The sequence below is a fragment of the Sphingomicrobium clamense genome (assembly GCF_019264355.1).
In the GTDB taxonomy this organism is placed as follows: Bacteria; Pseudomonadota; Alphaproteobacteria; order Sphingomonadales; family Sphingomonadaceae; genus Sphingomicrobium; species Sphingomicrobium clamense.
Window position 1 is genome coordinate 1,670,102 of record NZ_JAHVAH010000001.1, and the last position, 19,523, is coordinate 1,689,624.

The window sequence follows — 19,523 nt, forward strand, 5'->3', positions numbered from 1 at the left end:
TATGACCAAGACCCCCAAGAAGATCGTGCTTGCCTATTCGGGCGGGCTCGACACGTCGATCATGCTGAAATGGCTCCAGACCGAATATGGCGCGGAGGTCGTGACCTTCACCGCCGACCTAGGCCAGGGCGGCGAGATTGAGGAAGCGCGCCACAAGGCCGAGCTGCTCGGTATCAAGCCCGAGAATATCTTCATCGAGGATCTGCGCGAGGAATTCGTGCGCGACTTCGTTTTCCCGATGTTTCGCGCCAATGCGCTCTACGAGGGCCAGTATCTGCTGGGCACCTCGATTGCGCGGCCGCTCATTTCCAAGTGGCAGGTCGATATCGCGCAGAAGGTTGGCGCGGACGCGGTGTGTCACGGCGCGACCGGCAAAGGGAACGACCAGGTCCGGTTCGAGCTTGGCTACTACGCGCTCAAGCCGGACATCAAGGTCATCGCCCCGTGGCGCGACTGGGAATTCAAGTCGCGCGGCGACCTGCTTGCCTTTGCCGAAGAGCACCAGATCCCCATCGCCAAGGACAAGCGCGGCGAGGCGCCCTTTTCGATCGACGCCAATTTGCTGCACAGTTCATCCGAGGGGCGCGTGCTCGAGGATCCGGCGCTCGATGCGCCCGATTATGTGTTCCAGCGGACCGTCTCGCCCGAAGACGCGCCCGATACGCCGACGGTCATCACCATCGGGTTCGAGAAGGGCGATCCGGTCTCGATCGATGGCGAGAAGCTGTCGCCCGCGACCCTGCTCGCCAAGCTCAACGAATTGGGTGGTGCAAACGGGATCGGGCGGCTCGACCTGGTCGAGAACAGGCAGGTCGGGATGAAGTCGCGCGGTATTTACGAAACGCCGGGCGGCACCGTGCTGCTCGCCGCGCGGCGCGGGATCGAGAGCATCACGCTCGATGCCGGGGCGATGCACCTCAAGGACGAGCTGATGCCGACCTATGCCAAGCTGGTCTATGACGGCTTCTGGTTCTCGCCCGAGCGCGAGATGTTGCAGGCGGCGATCGATGCCAGCCAGGGGCCAGCGACGGGCGAAGTGACGGTGAAGCTCTACAAGGGCAACGCGACCGTCATCGGGCGCTCAAGCCCCTACTCGCTCTACGACGAGGATCTCGTGACGTTCGAAGAGGGGAAAAGCGATTATGACCAGAAGGACGCGGAAGGCTTTATCAAGCTGCGCGCGCTCCGGCTGCGGACGGTCGCGCAGCAGCGGGCGAAGATAACATGAGCGATGCCAACACCATGTGGGGCGGCAGGTTCGCCGGAGCGCCGGACAAGGTGATGGAAGCCATCAACGCATCCATCTCGTTCGACAAGCATCTTTGGCGGCAGGATATTCGCGCGAGCAAGGCGCATGTTGCGATGCTTGCTGCGCAGGACATCATCGATGCGGAAGCGGCTGAACGGATCTCCGGTGGGCTCGATGCGATCGCGGCGGAATATGAGGCCGAGGGCGTGACGGAGAACCCCGCGCTCGAGGACATCCACATGCATGTCGAGGCGCGGCTCAAGGAGCTGATCGGCGTTGATGCCGGGCGGCTGCACACCGCGCGAAGCCGCAACGACCAGGTCGCGACCGATTTCAAATTGTTCGTTCGCGAAGCGTGCGATGAGGCGGACGCACTATTGAAGGCGCTGCAGTCAGCGCTGCTCGACCGTGCGGAAGAGCATGCCGACACGATCATGCCGGGCTTCACCCATCTCCAGTCTGGCCAGCCGGTGACGCTTGGTCATCACCTGATGGCCTATGTCGAGATGCTGGCGCGCGACCGTTCGCGCTACACGGATGCGCGGAGGCGGATGAACCTGTGTCCGCTGGGCACCGCGGCGCTGGCAGGCACCCCCTACCCGGTCGATCGCGACGCGACGGCGGAGGCGCTGGGTTTCGACGGACCGGCGCGCAATTCGATCGACGCGGTGAGCGACCGCGACTTCGCGCTCGATTACCTCATGGCCTCGACCACCTGCGCGCTGCATCTGTCGCGGCTGGCGGAGGAGATCGTGATCTGGGCGAGCCAGCCTTTTGGCTTCGTGAAGCTGCCCGACGCGTGGTCGACCGGAAGCTCGATCATGCCGCAGAAGCGCAATCCCGATGCCGCCGAACTGGTGCGTGGCCATTCGGGGCGCGTCCTTGGCGCGATGGTGGGCATGGCGACGATGCTCAAGGGCTTGCCGCTCGCCTATGCCAAGGACTTGCAAGACGACAAGCCGCCGGTGCTCGAGGTGCGCAAACTGCTGACGCTGTCACTGGAAGCAATGCGCGGGATGATGGCGGAGATCAAATTCGTGCCGGATAAGTTGCGCGCTGCAGCGGCGAGCGGGCACGCCACGGCCACCGACCTTGCTGACTGGCTGGTGCGCGAGAGAGGAGTGCCGTTCCGCGATGCGCATCATATCGCAGGTAGTGCAGTTGCGGCCGCAGAGGCGAAAGGCGTCAATCTCGTCCAGCTGACTGTCGAGAACCTCAAGGCGATCGACGAACGGCTCGACGAGACCGCGCTCGACGTGATGACGCTCGAAGCGTCGGTTGCGAGCCGCACGAGCTTCGGCGGCACCGCCCCGGCGCGGGTGCGCGAGGCGGTGGCCGAAGCCCGCAAGTCGCTCGACTAGCGAAGCGTCCGCGCCATCCGGCTCATCAGCGCCGAGAGCGCCGCCACCCGCTTGGCATCAGCGCCCGAACCTTCCGGAAGATCACGCGCAGCCGCCACCAGCCGTGCCGCCGCAGCCGCATCGCTGCTGCCCGTCTCGATCGGCGCGATCGCGCTGTTGAGCGCCTCGATCATCGCGATGTGCGTCGCGGCGTCGATGGCGTTGGAGCGCAGCAGCTGGTCGACATAGGCCTTGCCGATCACGGGATGATCGGGCCAGCTAACCGCGAACTGGTTCTGCGGATTCACGATGTCGCCCATGATCGCCATTTCGGCGGCTGCGATTTCATTGGCGCTCATCATCTCCGACGGTGCCAACTTGAACACGTCGAGCCCGCGCACCATCGCCGAAGCGTAGATCGCGCCGTCATACCAATAGGTAGACCAGTAGCCGCCGCCGACCATCTGTTTGCCGTCGAGCGGCCCGCGGTCGAAATAGGCGATCTCCACGGCGTCCCCTTCGTCAGTGAAGTCGCTGATCGACATGCCGCCCTGATACCAGGCCTGCGCGAAGATATCGCGACCCGGGACCGGGACGATCGAGCCATTATGCGCGACGCAATTTTGAAGCTCGTCCTGCGCGGCGCGAAGCTTGTAACCGCCCTGATGCTTCAGCTCGGAGCCTTCGATCCGGTAGATGGCGTTGGCACCCCAATTTTTGGGATCCTGCGGGCGACAGCGCGGACGCGTGCCCCCGCCCCACTCGTCGGTGAAGATCACCTTGGTGCCGTCATTGTTGAATGTCGCCGAGTGCCAATAGGCGAAGCCCGGATCGACTACCGCGTCGAGCCGCTTGGGCGCGCGGCGATCCGAAATGTCCAGCAGGATGCCGTTGCCCGAGCAAGCGCCGCCCGCAATGTCCTTGTCGGGGAAAGCGGTAATGTCGTGGCAGTGGTTGGTGACGCTGGTGTCCTGCGTATCGTCACCATGGTCACCCCCGCGCCACAGGCCGGCGGGCGCACCCGTTTCGAGATCGGCGAAAATGCGCGGGCTCGACAGGACGCGCGACTTGGACGGATCGGCGATCGGAATTTCGATGATGTCGATCGAGAAGTAGCTGGTGTCGGGATCGCCCGGCAGGCCGATGACGCAACCCGGCAGTTCTTCCTCGGGCCGCACGCCCGCAGCGCCCGAGTTATAGACCAGGATCATGCCGTCCTCGCTGCCATCGCTCACGACCGAATGGGTGTGCGAGCCACGGCAGGTCTGGACCTGGCCGACCTGCTTGGGCGCGGTGAGGTCCGAGATGTCGAAAATGCGGACGCCGCGAAAGCGTTCGTCGGAAATGCGCTCGGCATTGCCCTGCAGTCCGCAATCGATGCGCCCCGCATTGCTTTCGACCGACATGATAAGCAGATCGCCGACGATCGAGACGTCGCCCTGCCCGCCGGGACACACGACGCTGGTCATCAGCGTCGGTACGCCGGCATCGTCGAGATCATAGATATTGTAGCCGTGGAAGCTGCCGACGAAGAGCTTGCCGTCGGCAAAGGCCATGTCGCTATTCCAGAAGTTCATCGGGCTGGAACGCGGAACATATTGCGTCTCGCCACGACGATCGGTCGCGTCCTCGCCCGCCTGTACCGGCTGCAAGTCGCCCGGATTTTCGGGATCGAAGAAGCCTGGTGCGCGCGGCAGGCTCGCGATCTTGGTGAGGCCCATGATCGCCTCCCCCGCGTCGCGGAAACCCGGCTTGAGGCTGGAGCGCGGATCGGTTGTCAGCTTGCCGAGCGCCTCGACCATGCGCTTGATCTCGGCCGACTGGTCGATGACGACTTCCTGCGTAAAGGCGTAGAGCGCGGGGTCGTAGGCGGTGCCCGACTGCTCCATCAGACCGCGAACCATGTCGATCGCGCCCGCATGGTGATCGATCATCAGGCGGAGGAAGAGGCGGTCGAAGTCGCTCGCGCGCGAGGCGGCCAGCTTGGCGAGTTCTTCCTCGCTCGCCATTCCCTTCATGCCGAGATGAATTGCGTGCATACCCTCGGCTGCGGTCGGTTCGCCGCGCGCCGCAAGCCAGCCGCGCATGAAGTCCATCTCGTCCTTCTGCGCGAGCAGGATGCGCTCGGCCGTGGCGCGGATCGTGGGGTCGGAGGTGCGTTCGTCGACCAGCTGCGCCATCACGACCGCCTGCTGGTGGTGCGGGATCATCGCATGCATGAACTTGACGTCGCCGACTGAATAATTGGCGCGCACCACGTCGCTCGCCTGCGAGGCATCGATGGTGCGGCTAGGCTCGCCCGGCGCCCCCGGCAGCACGATCGGTACGTCCTGCGCGAAGGCTGGCGCTGCCAGCGCGGAGCCTGCCAGGAAGATGGTGGCAAGACGAATGTTCATGAGTGATCCTTTCCCTGTTCGCGGCGAAGCCTAGCGCCTTCTGACAGGATGAAAAGATCGGAACGTCCGCTTAGTCCTCGATGCGATAGTCGATCGGCTTGAACGAGCCGGCATTGGACTTGGGCGCCGAGCACGCGGTCATGCCGATGATCAGGTCCATCTTTGCTTCCAGCGTGATCGTGTCGCCCGCCTCGCTCTTGGGAGGATCGACGGTGAATCCCCCGGTGTTTCCGTCGACCGGTACGTTCATGAAGACGTTGAAAGTACAGGGAATATCGTCGGGCTCGACCCCGTGCGGCGCGAGCGCGGCGGCGAGATTTCCGAAACAGCCGCGATGAGGCGGTTCATCTTCGTAGCAACGCTCGAACGTGTCCTTCGAGCATGGGGTGAGCAGGAAATCGTGCGTCCCGACATCGTCGGCGACGATTTCGAGCATTGGATTGGAGCGGTTGGAGAAGAGGGTGTGGCCGGTCGTCAGGTAGATCGTGTCGGCATAGTCGAAGGTCCGCCCGTTGCTCACCACCTCGCGCACGTCGTCCGCGTTGAAAGCGAGCAAGTCGGAAACCTGCTGTCCCTCTGGGTCGATGATGACGAGGCGCTGCCCCTTGGCGAGTTTGAATGCGGTGCCGCTGCGCGGATTGATGCGGTTGGTCATGCGGGGCTTTCTAGCTTGTGGTGATTTGCGGGTCTGAGAGGCGTTAGTGTCCGTCGGGCAGATAGGGTGGGTCGAGCGCAAGCTCGCCATCGCCGTAAAGATAGTCGCCGTCATATTCGCCGATCTTCTTGAGCGCGTCGTGGTCGAGGATCGTCAGTCCGCTCTTCCCTTCCTCATTCCGGATGAGCCCGCCTTCGCGCATGATACGAAAGGTACGGTTGGCGTGAATTGCCGAAATCCCGCAAGCCTCGGCAAAGTCGGTCTGGGTCAGCGGCACGTCAAGATGCTGGCCGTCAAACTGCCCGACGAATGAAAGCCGCTCGGCAACTTCGCAGATGAGGTGCGCGAAGCGACCCTCGGCGTTAAGACGACCTAGGCGAAAAACCCATTCGCGATGCATGGCGGCGTCGAGCAGGGTGCTGAACCACATGATGCGCGTAAAGCGGGGGAACGCGCGCACCAGTTCGGCAAGTCGTTCATGCTTGAACACCGCCAATTTGGTGGGGCCGAGCGAGCAAACGTCGTGATCGAGCCGCTTCATCGGAAAGCTATGCAGGTCGACCCAGTCGCCCGGGACCTGAATACCGACGCTCTGCCGCATGCCGCGCCGGTCGTCGAGATAGCGGATCATGAACCCGTCCATCAGGTAATAGCTATGTTCGACCAGTTCTCCCCGCTTCACGAGCCGGGTGCGCGGACCGAGCTCGATGACGTCATCGACACTGTCTTCCATCGCCGCGCGTTCTTCATTGCCGATGGCTTGCGCCAACCGGCCCTTGAGGAACAGTTCGGTAATCACGGGGAACTCCTGCCTTTTGCAGCCCAATGATCCGCGCTTTTTATCGTTCCGACACCGCTACGGTCTTTGGTCCTATGGACTAAATGTTAGTCCTCCGTAACGGAACGCAGGGCATCGCGAGCTCGTATGTTGATCAAGCTTTAACGCGAGGGCTATCGCTTCCATGTTCACTCGACTTGACCCGCCAATCCCCATGCACGTGCTCGACAAGGGTTCGGGCCTTGCATTTGCGGTCATCGATTATGGTGTCGAACATCATCTGGTTTGGGTCATCGCGCTCGACGAGGGTGGTGAAATCTGGTGCGCGCCCAACCCGCGCGTGCGGGTCCAGGCCAACTGGACGATGGGGCGGACCAAACAGTCTGCGTCGGTCCGTCCCATCAACCGGGGGCACGCCTCATGATCGCCATCACCCCTTGGGATTGCGAGATCACCGACAAAGACGAATGCTGCAAAGCCGGCGACGTCGAGACGCGCGACCTCGCCCGCGGGATGGCAGGTGCGCTATTCGTGTCCCTGCCGCTGCTCTTCACGATGGAGATGTGGCAGATCGCGCGGACCATCCCCGATACCGTCCTGCTAATTTTCCTGAGCTTGTCCTTTTTTATCGTGCGCGCGTTCATCGAATTCGCCGGTTATCGGCGCGAGGCGTGGCAGCGCAGCAAATGGTGGGATGCCCTGGTGGCCATGGGGATCGGCCTTGTCGCCAGCGCCGTGACCCTCTTCGTGGCCGGCATCATCAGCTTCCAAGTCGATTATTATCTTTCCGCCAAGCTGATCGCACTCGAGACAATTCCGACCTCAATCGGCGCCGCGGTTGCGATGAACCAGCTGGGCGGCGGCGATGCGGCAAAAGACGTTCCCTTCTCGCCCGATTTATCGGTGCTGATCGCCTCGCTACTTGGCGGATTCCTCTTTGCGTTCAACATTGCACCGACGATTGAAACCAAGGTGATCGTGCTTCAACAAAGCTGGTGGCAGGTCGGGTTGACCTTTTTGCTGTCCCTGGGGGTGTCGTATTTGATGGTGGCCGTCGCCTGTTTCGAGACGCGCGATCTCGACAAGCGCAGGATTATCAACGCCGAATGGCTCGAAGCGTTGATCGCCTATCTCGTCGCCTTCCTGATTTCGATGCTGCTCCTCTGGGTCTTCGGTTACGGTACGCCGACGGATCCGCTCGAGGTGTGGCTGCCCCAAACCATTGCGCTCGCCTATGCCACGACACTGGGCGGCGCCGCCGGGAGACTGATACTGTGAGCGACCAAGACAAAGACGACGACCAGCAATCTACAGAAAAGCATCCGCCGACGGTGCTGGGCTGGATCGTGCGGGTCTTCAGCCTTGCGATGCTTGCCCTGCTGGTCGGCATCATCGTGTGGAAGATGACGACCGAAACGCAGGAAATCGCCTTCGAAAGCGAATTGGTAACCGAAGAGGTGCGGCAACAGGGCGACGGTTGGCTCGTGCCGATCGACGTGACCAACAAAGGGAGCCGAACGGCCCACCTCCTCCGCTTGAAAGTCACAGCCGGCGAAACGAAGGAAATCGTCGAAATCCCAATGATCGGAGCAAGCGAGACGGTGCGCTATGTCATCCGCACCGATGCGCCGGTCGATGCCGTCAGTCACGAGATCGTCAGCTATGAAACTCCGTGAATTCAGGCTCGATGCCGACGGCGTTCAATCGTTGCGTGCAGCTCCGCCGCCGCTTGCCGATGCTGATAGCGTCGTGCGAGACGGTGTCGACCTCGCCGTCACTTTCAAGCAATTCATCCAGGAGCGATCCTACCCCTGCGTCGGAGCGAAAAGCGCGCTGACGAAGAACCAGATGACCGCCTATGTCGGCTCCGACTTGACGTCGGCGTGGGATGACGTGGCGCTGGCGAGCGAGCTGGTCGATTTTGCGCGAAGCTACACGGAACATCGCGAGCTGTTCGTGACCTTCGTCGCATTCTTTCCGAAAACCCCGCCGCTCGACGAAGAAGGGTTCGAAGCGGCGATATGGAGGCGTATTGCATCGCTTCAGGCCAAGGACGAATGGCTCGGTCAGGACTATGACCCCAACGTCGATTCCGATCCGTCCAGCCCCAAATTCTCCCTGAGCTTTGGCGGGCAGTCATTCTTCGTCGTGGGCATGCACCCCAGCGCATCGCGCCCGGCCCGGCGCTTTGACGTGCCGGTGATGGTATTCAACCTGCACGACCAGTTCGAACGGCTACGCGAACAGGGACGTTACGAAAAACTCCGCTCGTCGATCCTCGAACGCGACGAACAGCTCGCCGGAGACATTAATCCGATGCTGGCACGCCACGGCGAGGAATCCGAAGCGCGCCAATATTCGGGGCGGATCGTCGGTCCGGACTGGACCTGTCCCTGGCCGGGACGCGGCGAGCAATAGAGAAGCGCCGCCCCAAACGAGGAGCGGCGCCCTTCAGTATAACGACAAGGATTACGCCTTTGCGGCTTCGTTGACGCAGCCTTCGGCGACCTTGGTCATTTCTTCGTCGGCCCAATAAATGTCCTTGGTGATCTGATCGAGCTTGTCGGCATGATCCGACTTGCCAAGACCTTCGGCGAAGGCCGCGGCCGACCCGAACCCGCAAATGCCGTAATGGCACAAGCGCTGATACTGGGTCAGAATCACGACGTCCTGCACGGCATTGAGGTGCGGCGCTTCTTCGAGCGCGTGCTTGCGCGCTTCCTTCACGAGACCTTCCATGCCCTTGCAATGCTCCTTGCCGCTTTCGCCGCAATCCTGGAGCAGTTGCTTGGTCGTCTCGGTATGCTGCTCAATCCCGTCGACGGTTTTCTTAAGCATCGCCTTCAAGTCGTCATTTTCCGCCGCATCGTGCAGCTCCTTGACGACACCTTTCATCTGGTCGTTGGCCGAGATGAGATCCTTGAGCTCGTGAGTGTAGCAATCTTTGAGATTCTTGGGGGCAGACACGTTCATACTCCTTCTACTGTGATGCAGAAGGGATGCGCGAGCGCAGCGTCACGTTCCGTGGAATGCGCTGAAATCACCTAAACATTTGTTAGGCCGGCGCAACCGGCAGGCGTGGACAGCGGACAAGATTGTCGAAGGCTGGCTGGGGCGGCAGGATTCGAACCTGCGAATGGCGGCACCAAAAGCCGCTGCCTTACCACTTGGCGACGCCCCAGCAGCGGGGGCGGCTTATAGCCGCTCCGGCGCGGTTGAAAAGGGGTCAGGCGCGTTTTGCAAGCGGTGCGACGGAAGAGTGCTCCGGAAAGGCCGGGCGCCCAAAGAGATATCCCTGCAGCTGGTCGATACCCAAATCGCGCATCGCAGCCGCCTGCGCCTCCTCTTCGATCCCTTCGGCAGTCGTTTCGACCCCGAGACCGTCGGCCAGCGCGAGGATGGCGCGCACAATGGCGAGGCAGTTGCGATCGCCCTCGGCCGCACCACGCGCGAACATCGAGTCGATCTTGATCTTCGAGAAGTGCGCGCGCGCGAGATAGCCGAAGCTGGAATAGCCCTTGCCGAAATCATCGATGACGAGACGAACGCCAAGCGCACGCAGCCGCTCGAGCGACGCGAGCGTCTCAGCATCGTCGCCCAAGAAGATCGTCTCGGTCACTTCCAGTTCGAGCCGGCTCGGTTCGAGTCCTGAGGTGGCAAGCGCGGAGACGACGGTCTTGGCAAGTCCTGCGCCCGTCAGCTGCGCGGCGGAGATGTTGACGGCCACACGCGCTCCATCGCTCCAGCCCGCAGCTTCCGCGCAGGCTTCTCGGATGACCCAGTCGCCGATGCGGTGGATCAACCCGGCATCTTCGATAATCGGAATGAAGGTCTCGGGGCTGATCGCACCACGCGTGGCGTGGTTCCAGCGCAGCAGTGCCTCGCGCGCCACAAGTCTTCCGCCCTGCGCCTCGACGATCGGCTGGTAGGCCAGCGACAGCGCGTCCTGCGCCAGCGCCTGCCGCACGTCATGTTCCAGCAGGCGCATATCCTCGGCCTTCTCGAACATCGCCTGCTCGTAGAATGCGTAACCGCCACGCCCTTCATTTTTCGCGCGATAGAGTGCGAGGTCGGCTGAGCGCATCAGCCCTTCTTCGTCAACGCCGTCTTCGGGCGCGATGGCGATGCCAACGGTGGCGCCGACATGGAGGTCCGCAGCGCCAATCTCGATCGTGCGCGACAGGTCGGCGATGATTTCGAGCGCGAGACCCGCCAGCACCGCGCGGTCGCTCGGCCCGGTCCAGATGATGGCAAACTCGTCGCCGCCCAACCGGCCCACGGTACCGCCGTCACCGACCGTCTTCACCAAGCGAGCCGCCACCTTGCACAAAAGCTGGTCGCCAATCGCGTGGCCGAGCGTGTCGTTGACGAGCTTGAAGCGGTCGAGATCGACGACGAGCATGGCGCAGTCGTCGCCATTCTCGCTCACGCCGATGATCGCTTCTTCGAGCAGTTCGCGCATCAGCAGTCTGTTGGCGATGCCGGTCAAGGGGTCGGTACGCGCGGTACGGACCGCGTCGTCGCCCTTGAGACGCAGCTCGGTAATGTCCGACCCGACGCCCCGCCAGCCGACGATGCGACCACGGTCGTCGCGCATGGGCTTGCCCGAAAGCGAATACCAGCGCTGGCTGTCGACGGAGGGGATGGCGACATCCTTGAATTCTTCGCCCTTCTCAAGCGATTCGAACAGTGAGCGCATGCCGCTCGACAGGTTCACGATCCGGCCCGTCGGGTCGAGAAACTGGCGTGCATGGACGCCGATCGTCTCGGATGGCGAGCGCGACAGCGATCCCGCGAGGTCCTTCGACACGTGGACGATCCGCAATTCGTGATCGAGCTCCCACAGGCCGCCTGACCCCGCGGCCTCGAACTCGCGCAGCAGTTCGATGATCTCGCCCTTTTCCTGAAGTTCGAGACGCGCCCGTGCGTGGCCGATGAAACGGCGCGCATTCGCCGTGATCGCCCAGGTCAAGGAGGCCGCATAAATGAGCGACATCAGCAGCATCGGGATATTGTCGATCTTGATGGTGATCGTGATCGCGCCGACCAGCATTACGAGCATGTAGCTGAGCGCGGCCGGCGGGACGGTCACCATGGTGATGCTGCCCGCCGAAAGCAGGACCGCGATCAGCACGGTCATGTAGAGTTGAGCATCGGCGCTCGCAGCGTCAAACCACAGGAAAGGCGGGACCAGCCACAAGAAAGCGATGGTGCAGATCGCCCGCGTGACATGCGTAAAGCTTGTCGGCTTTCGGCTGCGATATTCCGCATCGAGACGCAATCGGCGCGCGCGAAAGCCGCGCCACACACAAATTCCGATCCCGACACTGCCCCAAACGAGAAGTTGTATGTGAGGCGCATTGTCCCACAGCGCGAAGATAAGGAGTATCGCTGCTAGCGCTTGCGTGAAGACCGTGATCGGAACAAGTTTGACAAGCACTTCCAGTTGCTGGGCGCGAATGGCCTTGAGAACGCTTCCCTGCGGCGCAGCGAGTGAAAAAATGTCCCGAGCGCTGACGTCGCGCGCAGGCTCAAGCGCTTCGCCCTCGAATTCGGGCAAGCGTTTTGACATTCCCCTATTTTCGGCTTGAAACCCCGCCATACCAACCAAACTACGCTCGTCCCATCCCCGGTCCCAGCAGAACCGCCCGGGACAAAAAACACGGAATTTACCAAGAAACCGTGAAAGCGGCGTCCGCCATACAAGGGTGGCCTGACTAAGGCAAGAATAGATGTGTTTATAAGGAGTTAGCTTGCGTTCGCGGCTTCGAAACGCGCATCGCCGATCGCATTGGTGCCGGGCTCCACGAATTCGGGGCGGCCGTAAAGGAAGCCCTGCAACTGGTCGATGCCAAGGTTGCGCATCAGACCCGCCTGTTCGGCGGTCTCCACACCCTCAGCCGTCGTTTCGACGCCAAGCCCGTTGGCGAGCGCGAGAATGCCCTGGATGATGGCGAGGCTGTTGCGATCGCCGGCCGAGGCCTGCCGGACGAAATTCTGGTCGATCTTGATCTTGGAGAAATGGGCGCGCGAGAGGTAGCCGAAGCTGGAGTAGCCTTGCCCGAAATCGTCGAGCACGAGGCGGACGCCAAGCTCGCGCAGCCGTTCGAGCGAGGCGAGCGTGTCGGCATCTTCGCCGAGGAACACTGTCTCGGTAACCTCCAGCTCGAGCCGCTTGGGATCCAGCCCGCTGCGATTGAGTGCGTCGAGCACCGTGTCGGCGAGCCGGTCACCCGGCAGCTGCGCGGCGCTGATATTGACGGCCACGTGCACCTCGTCTTCCCAGTGGGCGGCTTCTGCGCACGCCTCGTGGATGACCCAATCGCCAATCTGGTGGATCAGGCCTGAATCCTCGATCACCGGAATGAAGACATGGGGCGCGATGTCGCCGCGCACCGGATGCCGCCAGCGCAACAGCGCTTCGCGTGCCACGAGGCGGCGCCCGCGCGCGGTCACGATCGGCTGGTAAGCGAGACGCATCGCATTGGTCTGGAGCGCCTTGCGCACTTCGTTTTCGAGCAGGCGATGATCTTCCGCAGCCTTGCGCATCGCCGGCTCGAAGAAGGCATGGCCGCCCCTCCCCGCCGCTTTCGCGCGATAGAGCGCCAGGTCGGCGGACGGCATCAGCTCGTCCTCGCTATGCCCGTGGACCCCGCCGATCGCGATCCCAATGGTCGCGCCGACATGAAGGTTGGCCGCGCCGATATTGACGCTTTCCGCAAGCTCGACGCTGATCTTGTCGGCCAGCGCGGACAAGGTGTCGCGATCGACCGGGCCGGTCCAGATGACCGCAAACTCGTCACCGCCGAGCCGACCGACCTTGCCCCCCTCTCCGACAATCCGTTCGAGCCGCTGGGCGACGATGCATAGCAGTTGGTCGCCGATGGCGTGCCCCATCGTGTCGTTGATCAGCTTGAACCGGTCGAGGTCAACCAGCAGCAAGGCGCAGCTTTCCTGCTTGTTGATCAGGCCAAGCAGCGCTTCTTCGAGCAACTCGCGGACAAGCAGGCGGTTGGCGATTCCCGTGAGCGGGTCACTGCGCGCGGCACGCACGGAGTCGGAACCGAACAGGCGCACCTGCGTGATGTCCGTGCCGACACCGCGCCAGCCGACCAGATGGCCATCCTCGTCATAGCTGGGGCGTCCCGAGAAGGCCCACCACTGCCCGGAATCAGGGCTCGGCACGGCGATGTCGTGAAACGGAATCTCGCGCTCGAAATGATCGAATAGCGACTGCATGCCCGAGGACACGTCGACGATCTTCTCGTGCGGATCGAGCAGCCAGCGAACCGGCTTTCCGACCGTCCGGGTCACATCGAAAGCGGCCGCTTCGGCAAGCTCGGGTGAAATGTGAGTGATGTTGAGATCGGCATCGGTCTCCCAGATGCCGCCGGAGCCCGCGGCGCCGAATTCGCGCAGCAGGTCGACGATGTCCGCCGCCTCCTGAAGCTGGTAGCGATTACCGACATGGGCGATCAACGCGCGGGCATTTGCGAGCACCGCCCAGATCAGCCCGGCGGTGTAGACGCTCGCGAGCGCAGCGAGCGGCAGGCTCGCAATCTTGAAGCACAGGATCAGCGCGGCGGTGAGGATCGACGTCAGGTAGACGAGCGCGGCGGGCGGGATCGCGGTGAAGGTCAGCGGCCCACCCGAGAGAAGCCCCGCATAGATCGCGGCCATCGCCAGCAGGCCCATCAGGCCGACATCATCGGCCCAGAACAGCGGCGGGACCCACCAGAAAAATGAAATCAGCCCGATCGACACAGTGATCCGCGTGAACGAGGTGGGGTGTTCGCGCGCATAATCGGGGTCTGCGCGAAGCCTTGCCGCCCGGATCGCCCGCGACAGCGCGACAATTGTTCCGAATGCAAGCCACGCGACCAGCTCCACGCGCGGCACTTGATTCCACAGCGAAACCGTGAGGAAGAGCGCTGCGAAACTGTGCAAGGCGAGCGTCAGCGGCATCGTCCGGATCATGGTCCGGATCTGCGCACGATGGACGGCCCTGCCGAGCAGGTCGTGCGGCCGACGCAGGCTGAGCAAACGCCTCAGCCCCGGCGTCGGTAGCTTCTCATGCCTGTATTGAGGACCGAACCCCAAAGATTCCCCCTTTTTCGAGCGTGAGCGCTCCACCGAAGAAAGCGCTCGCTCCGCGGTTTGGCGATCCGGAAGGCGGGACGGGACGATACGGGCCTACAGAATCAGGCCGACACCTGCCGACCGTTGACCAAGTCATCATAATCCTTTCGCAACTGGCGCGAAAGGTCACCCGGCTGGAAGCTCCATGGCCCGATTTCGGACACGAAGGTCACTTCGGCTGCCGAGCCGGTAAGGAAACATTCTTCGAACTGTTCGAGCTCTTCGGGCCAGATGCGGCGCTCGATGACGTTGATGCCGCGATTTTTGGCAAGCTCGATCACCGTCTGGCGCGTGATCCCGTTGAGGAAAATATCCGCAGTCGGCGTGTGCAATTCGCCGTCCTTGACGAAAAACACGTTGGCCCCTGTAGCTTCGGCGACGCGGCCTTCCCAGTCGAACATGAGCGCATCATCATACCCACGAACTTCGGCGTGTTGACGCGAGATGGTGCAGATCATGTAGAGACCCGCCGCCTTGGCATCGACCGGCGCGGTGTGGGGGGCGGGACGGCGATAGGTGGCGATGTCGAGGCGGATGCCCTTGTCGGCCTTCTCCTCGTCGAAATATTTGCCCCATTCCCACGCCGCGATGGCGAGATGCGGGGTGGCCTTGGCAGCGGTCACGCCCATCTGCTCCGACCCGCGCCACGCGATCGGGCGCATATAGGCGTCGGTAAGGTTGTTGGCCTCGAGCACCTGTTTGCACGCCTCGTCGATCTGCTCGACGCTCCACGGCAGCTTCATGCCGAGGATGGCGGCCGACTTCACCAGCCGCTCGCTATGCTTGGTCAGCGCGAAGATCTTGCCGTTATAGGCCCGCTGCCCCTCGAACACGCTCGAGGCGTAATGCAGGGCGTGGGTAAGGATATGGACGTTGGCACCGCGCCAGTCGACGAGCTCGCCATCCATCCAGATGACCCCATCGCGATCGTCGTAAGGCTGTACCATTGAAACCCTCTTGCAAACTGAAGTTGGCGCGGGGTTAGGCGATGGAAGCAGATTCGGTCAATGGAGCCGGTCAGTCGCGCGCGGCGGCAGCCATTTCCTCCGAGCGCTTGCGCCACGCCTTCACGACCCGCCGCATAAGCGGTTCCATGCCATCCTCGGCGTCGAGCACTTTGAGCCCGGCCTCGGTGGTCCCGCCCGGACTGGCGACGCGCTTGGCGAGCGCGGGCATGGTTTCGCCGGTCGCGCGCGCCATCAGCGCGCTGCCACCCGCGACTTGCAGCGCGATGGCGTCGGCGAGCTCTGCGGATAGCCCCTCATCCTGCGCAGCCGAAGACAGCGCGTCGACGAAGCGCGCGAGATAGGCAGGGCCGCTCCCGGCGATCGCTCCGATGACGTCGAAAGCGCTTTCGTCGGGACACCACGCGGCCAGCCCGAGCGCGCCAATCACCTCGTCGACCTGCGCGCGCAGAGTCTCGTCGGCATCGTCGCTATAGATGGCGGTCACCCCCTCGCCTTCGCTGACGGGAAGGTTGGGCATCAAACGCACGATGGCTTTGGCGTCCGGGAAGGCACTGCGCAGGCTCTGCGCCTCCGCACCCGCCAAGATGGACAGCAGCACTGTACCGGGACCGACATGCGATGCAAGACCGGGGGCGATATCGGCGAGCATCTGCGGCTTGAAACCGATGAAGCACCAGTCGGGTTGGCCGTCGGGAATGGCGGTCGCGACCGAAACGCCTTCGATCTCGCGTCCGGACGGGCTGACAGCGGTCATGCCCGACAGGTCGATCCCCGCCTTGCGCCAGCCGGCGACCATGGCGCCGCCCATATTGCCGCAGCCAACGAACCAGCTTGTCGGAGGCAGCATCAGGCCTCGCCGTGCGTGTCGATGAGCGCGGCAGAGATCGCCTCGGTCGGCGACTTGCCGCCCCACAGGACGAACTGGAAGACCGGATAGAAACGCTCGCATTCCTCGAGCGCGGCCTCGGCAATGGTCTCGGCTTCCTGCAAGGTCACCTGCCCACCGGGATCGACGAGATGCGCGTGGCGGAAGGCGATGATGCCCGCGCCTGACCAGAGCTCGAAATGGCCCAGCCACATCTGTTCGTTGATCAAGCCGAGCGCTTCGTAGACGGCGGCGCGTTTCTCCGCGGCGACCTTCACGTCGGGGAAAGCGAGGAATTGCAGGACGTTGTCGTCGGGGCGCCAGACGACGCGCAGCTCATATTGCGACCAGCTGCCGCCCGCGCTGCCGAGCAGTTCGCCCTCGGCAACCCGTTCGCACGGCCAGCCGCGCGCCTCGAAATATTGTTCGAACATTTCGATCGGCGCATCTTCGTCGCGCGGATCGTCTCCCCTGTCGGTCACGCCCCGGCCCTTATTTCTTCTTGGCCGCCGGTTTCCTGGCGGGCTTCTCGAGCGCGTCGAGCTTGGCTTTCAGGGCCTCATTCTCTTCGCGCGCGGCGATTGCCATCGCCTTGACCGCCTCGAATTCCTCGCGGCTGACGAAGTCCATGCCGCCAACCCATTCGCGCACCTTTTCGCGCATCTGGCCCTCGGCCTCGCGGCCCATGCCCGCCATCGTGCCGGCGGCGCCGTTCACCATCTTGACGAGATCGTCGAAAAATCGGTTCTGGGACTGCATGTCTCTTCCTTCTTAGCCGAACAACGGACGGGCTGCGCCCGGGTTGAGGTCCACGATCGCGCTGTTGAGCGTGTAAGCGAATATCAGCCATAGAAGATAGGGAACCATAAGCCAGCCCGCTAGGGGGCGAATGCGGAAGAAACGCCCCGCAGTGAGCGCTGCGGTGATCACGATGGCCAACAAATGCCACTGGGCGACGTCGATCGCCTTGGCGCCGAAGAACACGTAGCTCCAGGCGAAATTAAGCACGAGCTGGACGATCCACATGCCCACCGCCTGGTCGCGCTGCGAGGTGCGCGGTTCGTTGAGGACGGTGGCCAGCGCCAGCGCGATCATGGTGTAGAGCGCGGGCCACACGATCCCGAACAGATAGCTGGGTGGCTGGAAGGGCGGCTTTTCGAGTTCGGAATACCACTGGTCCGGTCCGAACCCGATGCCCGACAGGCTGCCGCCGATCACCACCAACGGCACCAGCCACAATGCTCTCTTCCAGATGCCGCGATCGTCGCGCGTCGTATCGGTCATGCGTCTTCCTTGATGGCGCCGAGCAGAAACTCGACATTTCCCTCTGGCCCGGTGATGGGGCTCTTTTCTATCCCCAATACGCGCCAGCCCTTCGTTCGGACCCACTCGGCGGCCTCGTCACAGACGCGCTGGTGAACTTCGGGGTCGCGCACCACGCCGCCTTTGCCGACCTCCTCGCGCCCCGCCTCGAACTGCGGTTTGACGAGCGCGACGAGCCTGGCGCCGGGTTCTGCAAGATCGAGCGCGGCGTCGAGCACCTTGTGGAGCGCGATGAAGCTCGCGTCGCATACGACGATGTCGGGTGCTTCGGTGACGATTTCGTCGGTCAGATGGCGCGCATTGGTCTGTTCGTGGACGATCACGCGGTCGTCGCTCCGCAGCTTCCAGGCAAGCTGGTTGGTGCCGACGTCGATCGCAAACACCTTCGCCGCGCCGCGCGTCAGCAGGACGTCGGTAAAACCGCCGGTCGACGAGCCGACGTCGAGCGCGGTCATGCCGGTGACATCGAAGTCAAAATGGTCAAGCCCGTGATCGAGCTTCATGCCTCCGCGGGAGACCCAGGGATGCTCCTTGCCGCGCACCTCGAGCGGCTGGTCGAGTTTGATCGCTTCGCCCGCCTTGAGGATCTTGCGCTCGCCCGCGAAGACATTGCCGGCCAGGATCAGCGCCTGCGCCTTCGACCGGCTTTCCACCAGCCCGCGCTCGACCAAAGCGACATCGGCCCTAACGCTTTTCGCCATCTTCCTCGGTAACGGTTTCTTCGATGCCTTCCTGCAGCTGCTCGGTGGCTTCTTCTTCCGTGTCCTCGTCGGCGCGCGGCGCAACGAGGCGTTCATCCGCATCGCGCGCCAGGCAGGTGGTGAATAGCACCGGGAAATGATCCGAGCCGCTGGCATCGAGCCGGTCCATGTCGACATGGTCCCAGTGCGGCGACACGAACAGGTGATCGAGCGGCCAGCGCAGCAGCGGCCACTTGGCGTTGAAGGTCGGCATCAGTCGGCGACCGACGCGCGGATCGCGGGTGCCCGATACTTCAATGAAAAGCTTGGTCGTCTTCGACCAGGCGACGTCGTTGAGGTCGCCTAAAACGATCGACGCACCGCCGCGATCGCGCATGTCACGACCGACCAGCACCAGCTCCGCATCGCGCTCGCCGGCATCGTCACCGGGCAGCGGGGGTTCGGGATGCACCGCGAACAGGTGCACTTCGCTGCCGTCGCGCAGAGTCAGCGTCCCGTCGATCGAGGGGATGTCGCCCTGCAAGCGAAACTTCACCGCCCCGTCGAAGGGCAGTTTGGAATAGAGATGCATGCCATAGGCATTGTCGAGCGGGATGGCGATGCGGTGTGGATAATCGGCTTCGATCGGGCGCATCGCCTCTTCCCACTTCGCATCGCTCTCGGTGAGCAACACGACGTCGGCATTCGCGGCGCGTACCGTCTCGAGCATGGCGGCATAGTCGTCATTGTCGATCAGGACGTTGGCGCCGAGCAGCGACAGTTGGCGGTCGGCAGGACATTGGTCCGCGCTTGCAACCTCCTTGGGATAGAAGAAGAGGAAGCGCGCGGCGTGGGTGAATTGCCAGAGCGTGGCGATGACCAGCGTCGACAGTACGAAGAGCGAGCGACCGTGGCGCCAGTCGGGCACGAGGATCGCATAGAGGATCGCGACGAAAATCCCCGCGAAGCCCAGTTGCATGCGCGGGAAATCGAACAGGCGGATGAACCAGAGATCGGTCTGCCAAGCCGGAATGAAGGCCGCGACGACGAGGAACAGCGCGAACGCGCCAAGCCCACGGATGAACCAGCGGCGCCAGCCGACATAATGGGGACCTGAACTGATCATACGC

General features: G+C 63.0%; 19 protein-coding genes and 1 tRNA gene. 6 read left to right on the plus strand and 14 right to left on the minus strand.

All coding sequences use genetic code 11. The annotated features are described in order from the left end of the window. Position 1: 1 nt before the first annotated feature. Positions 2 to 1,228 carry an argininosuccinate synthase gene (locus KTQ36_RS08600; protein ID WP_218633266.1) on the plus strand — a complete coding sequence of 409 codons (1,227 nt, stop codon included), beginning with the start codon at positions 2 to 4 and terminating at the stop codon, positions 1,226 to 1,228. A 14-nt stretch (positions 1,229 to 1,242) separates the two neighbouring features. Next, entirely contained in the window at positions 1,243 to 2,610 is a 1,368-nt protein-coding gene (argH, locus tag KTQ36_RS08605; RefSeq protein ID WP_218633890.1) for an argininosuccinate lyase, read from the plus strand. Here the strand turns inward: argH and KTQ36_RS08610 are convergent. The 3 genes from KTQ36_RS08610 to KTQ36_RS11505 form a co-directional block, all read right to left on the minus strand. Further along, positions 2,607 to 4,985: a DUF305 domain-containing protein gene (locus tag KTQ36_RS08610; protein ID WP_218633267.1), complete on the minus strand. Its 2,379-nt coding sequence runs from the start codon at positions 4,983 to 4,985 to the stop codon at positions 2,607 to 2,609. The two genes, argH and KTQ36_RS08610, sit on opposite strands and share 4 nt — an antisense overlap. A 70-nt stretch (positions 4,986 to 5,055) precedes the next feature. After that, positions 5,056 to 5,640, minus strand: coding sequence for a DUF1989 domain-containing protein (locus tag KTQ36_RS08615; protein ID WP_218633268.1), 585 nt, complete (start codon positions 5,638 to 5,640; stop codon positions 5,056 to 5,058). Between the two features lie 43 nt (positions 5,641 to 5,683). Continuing rightward, complete coding sequence (locus KTQ36_RS11505; RefSeq protein ID WP_218633269.1) at positions 5,684 to 6,439, minus strand: Crp/Fnr family transcriptional regulator; 756 nt, start codon at positions 6,437 to 6,439, stop codon at positions 5,684 to 5,686. A gap of 163 nt (positions 6,440 to 6,602) precedes the next feature. On the opposite strand from KTQ36_RS11505, the gene KTQ36_RS08625 reads away from it, so the two are divergent. From KTQ36_RS08625 to gntA, 4 genes are read left to right on the plus strand one after another with little or no spacing between them, the layout of a single operon-like run. Then, the gene (locus KTQ36_RS08625) at positions 6,603 to 6,842 is read left to right on the plus strand and encodes a hypothetical protein (RefSeq protein ID WP_218633270.1); all 240 of its coding nucleotides are present in this window, start codon (positions 6,603 to 6,605) and stop codon (positions 6,840 to 6,842) included. Next, on the plus strand, positions 6,839 to 7,696 hold the full coding sequence (locus tag KTQ36_RS08630; protein WP_218633271.1) for a DUF2391 family protein: 858 nt from the start codon (positions 6,839 to 6,841) through the stop codon (positions 7,694 to 7,696). The genes KTQ36_RS08625 and KTQ36_RS08630 overlap by 4 nt, the downstream gene beginning before the upstream one ends. Then, positions 7,693 to 8,094, plus strand: coding sequence for a hypothetical protein (locus tag KTQ36_RS08635; protein WP_218633272.1), 402 nt, complete (start codon positions 7,693 to 7,695; stop codon positions 8,092 to 8,094). Before KTQ36_RS08630 ends, KTQ36_RS08635 begins: the two co-directional genes overlap by 4 nt. Further along, on the plus strand, positions 8,081 to 8,836 hold the full coding sequence (gntA, locus tag KTQ36_RS08640) for a guanitoxin biosynthesis heme-dependent pre-guanitoxin N-hydroxylase GntA (RefSeq protein ID WP_218633273.1): 756 nt from the start codon (positions 8,081 to 8,083) through the stop codon (positions 8,834 to 8,836). Before KTQ36_RS08635 ends, gntA begins: the two co-directional genes overlap by 14 nt. Before the next feature lie 51 nt (positions 8,837 to 8,887). Here the strand turns inward: gntA and KTQ36_RS08645 are convergent, their stop codons facing one another. From KTQ36_RS08645 to KTQ36_RS08695, 11 genes are all read right to left on the minus strand, one after another. Beyond that, positions 8,888 to 9,391, minus strand: a complete 504-nt coding sequence (locus tag KTQ36_RS08645; RefSeq protein WP_218633274.1) for a YciE/YciF ferroxidase family protein — start codon at positions 9,389 to 9,391, stop codon at positions 8,888 to 8,890. Between the two features lie 133 nt (positions 9,392 to 9,524). Continuing rightward, positions 9,525 to 9,599: transfer RNA gene (locus tag KTQ36_RS08650), tRNA-Gln, on the minus strand. A gap of 45 nt (positions 9,600 to 9,644) precedes the next feature. Next, a complete protein-coding gene (locus tag KTQ36_RS08655; protein WP_218633275.1) occupies positions 9,645 to 11,990 on the minus strand; it encodes a putative bifunctional diguanylate cyclase/phosphodiesterase in 2,346 nt (781 codons plus the stop codon). Between the two features lie 176 nt (positions 11,991 to 12,166). Further along, positions 12,167 to 14,461: a putative bifunctional diguanylate cyclase/phosphodiesterase gene (locus KTQ36_RS08660; protein WP_218633276.1), complete on the minus strand. Its 2,295-nt coding sequence runs from the start codon at positions 14,459 to 14,461 to the stop codon at positions 12,167 to 12,169. 158 nt (positions 14,462 to 14,619) lie between these two features. Continuing rightward, positions 14,620 to 15,504, minus strand: coding sequence for a branched-chain amino acid aminotransferase (locus tag KTQ36_RS08665; protein WP_218633277.1), 885 nt, complete (start codon positions 15,502 to 15,504; stop codon positions 14,620 to 14,622). Between the two features lie 70 nt (positions 15,505 to 15,574). Further along, the gene (locus KTQ36_RS08670) at positions 15,575 to 16,372 is read right to left on the minus strand and encodes a pyrroline-5-carboxylate reductase family protein (protein ID WP_218633278.1); all 798 of its coding nucleotides are present in this window, start codon (positions 16,370 to 16,372) and stop codon (positions 15,575 to 15,577) included. After that, positions 16,372 to 16,824: a type III secretion system chaperone family protein gene (locus KTQ36_RS08675; protein ID WP_218633891.1), complete on the minus strand. Its 453-nt coding sequence runs from the start codon at positions 16,822 to 16,824 to the stop codon at positions 16,372 to 16,374. The genes KTQ36_RS08670 and KTQ36_RS08675 overlap by 1 nt, the downstream gene beginning before the upstream one ends. A 58-nt stretch (positions 16,825 to 16,882) precedes the next feature. After that, on the minus strand, positions 16,883 to 17,149 hold the full coding sequence (locus KTQ36_RS08680; protein WP_218633279.1) for an accessory factor UbiK family protein: 267 nt from the start codon (positions 17,147 to 17,149) through the stop codon (positions 16,883 to 16,885). A gap of 12 nt (positions 17,150 to 17,161) precedes the next feature. Then, positions 17,162 to 17,674 carry a TspO/MBR family protein gene (locus KTQ36_RS08685; protein ID WP_218633280.1) on the minus strand — a complete coding sequence of 171 codons (513 nt, stop codon included), beginning with the start codon at positions 17,672 to 17,674 and terminating at the stop codon, positions 17,162 to 17,164. Next, positions 17,671 to 18,414: a TlyA family RNA methyltransferase gene (locus KTQ36_RS08690; protein ID WP_218633281.1), complete on the minus strand. Its 744-nt coding sequence runs from the start codon at positions 18,412 to 18,414 to the stop codon at positions 17,671 to 17,673. The genes KTQ36_RS08685 and KTQ36_RS08690 overlap by 4 nt, the downstream gene beginning before the upstream one ends. Next, positions 18,398 to 19,519, minus strand: a complete 1,122-nt coding sequence (locus KTQ36_RS08695) for an endonuclease/exonuclease/phosphatase family protein (protein ID WP_218633282.1) — start codon at positions 19,517 to 19,519, stop codon at positions 18,398 to 18,400. The genes KTQ36_RS08690 and KTQ36_RS08695 overlap by 17 nt, the downstream gene beginning before the upstream one ends. Positions 19,520 to 19,523: the final 4 nt, after the last annotated feature.

What these genes read in the sequence shown, in the direction of transcription:
- KTQ36_RS08600 (WP_218633266.1), top strand. Translation starts at nt 2, where the DNA reads ATGACCAAGACCCCCAAGAAGATCGTGCTTGCCTATTCGGGCGGGCTC.
- argH (WP_218633890.1), top strand. Translation starts at nt 1,243, where the DNA reads ATGTGGGGCGGCAGGTTCGCCGGAGCGCCGGACAAGGTGATGGAAGCC.
- KTQ36_RS08610 (WP_218633267.1), bottom strand. Translation starts at nt 4,985, where the DNA reads ATGAACATTCGTCTTGCCACCATCTTCCTGGCAGGCTCCGCGCTGGCA.
- KTQ36_RS08615 (WP_218633268.1), bottom strand. Translation starts at nt 5,640, where the DNA reads ATGACCAACCGCATCAATCCGCGCAGCGGCACCGCATTCAAACTCGCC.
- KTQ36_RS08625 (WP_218633270.1), top strand. Translation starts at nt 6,603, where the DNA reads ATGTTCACTCGACTTGACCCGCCAATCCCCATGCACGTGCTCGACAAG.
- KTQ36_RS08630 (WP_218633271.1), top strand. Translation starts at nt 6,839, where the DNA reads ATGATCGCCATCACCCCTTGGGATTGCGAGATCACCGACAAAGACGAA.
- gntA (WP_218633273.1), top strand. Translation starts at nt 8,081, where the DNA reads ATGAAACTCCGTGAATTCAGGCTCGATGCCGACGGCGTTCAATCGTTG.
- KTQ36_RS08645 (WP_218633274.1), bottom strand. Translation starts at nt 9,391, where the DNA reads ATGAACGTGTCTGCCCCCAAGAATCTCAAAGATTGCTACACTCACGAG.
- KTQ36_RS08655 (WP_218633275.1), bottom strand. Translation starts at nt 11,990, where the DNA reads ATGTCAAAACGCTTGCCCGAATTCGAGGGCGAAGCGCTTGAGCCTGCG.
- KTQ36_RS08665 (WP_218633277.1), bottom strand. Translation starts at nt 15,504, where the DNA reads ATGGTACAGCCTTACGACGATCGCGATGGGGTCATCTGGATGGATGGC.
- KTQ36_RS08670 (WP_218633278.1), bottom strand. Translation starts at nt 16,372, where the DNA reads ATGCTGCCTCCGACAAGCTGGTTCGTTGGCTGCGGCAATATGGGCGGC.
- KTQ36_RS08675 (WP_218633891.1), bottom strand. Translation starts at nt 16,824, where the DNA reads ATGTTCGAACAATATTTCGAGGCGCGCGGCTGGCCGTGCGAACGGGTT.
- KTQ36_RS08680 (WP_218633279.1), bottom strand. Translation starts at nt 17,149, where the DNA reads ATGCAGTCCCAGAACCGATTTTTCGACGATCTCGTCAAGATGGTGAAC.
- KTQ36_RS08685 (WP_218633280.1), bottom strand. Translation starts at nt 17,674, where the DNA reads ATGACCGATACGACGCGCGACGATCGCGGCATCTGGAAGAGAGCATTG.
- KTQ36_RS08690 (WP_218633281.1), bottom strand. Translation starts at nt 18,414, where the DNA reads ATGGCGAAAAGCGTTAGGGCCGATGTCGCTTTGGTCGAGCGCGGGCTG.
- KTQ36_RS08695 (WP_218633282.1), bottom strand. Translation starts at nt 19,519, where the DNA reads ATGATCAGTTCAGGTCCCCATTATGTCGGCTGGCGCCGCTGGTTCATC.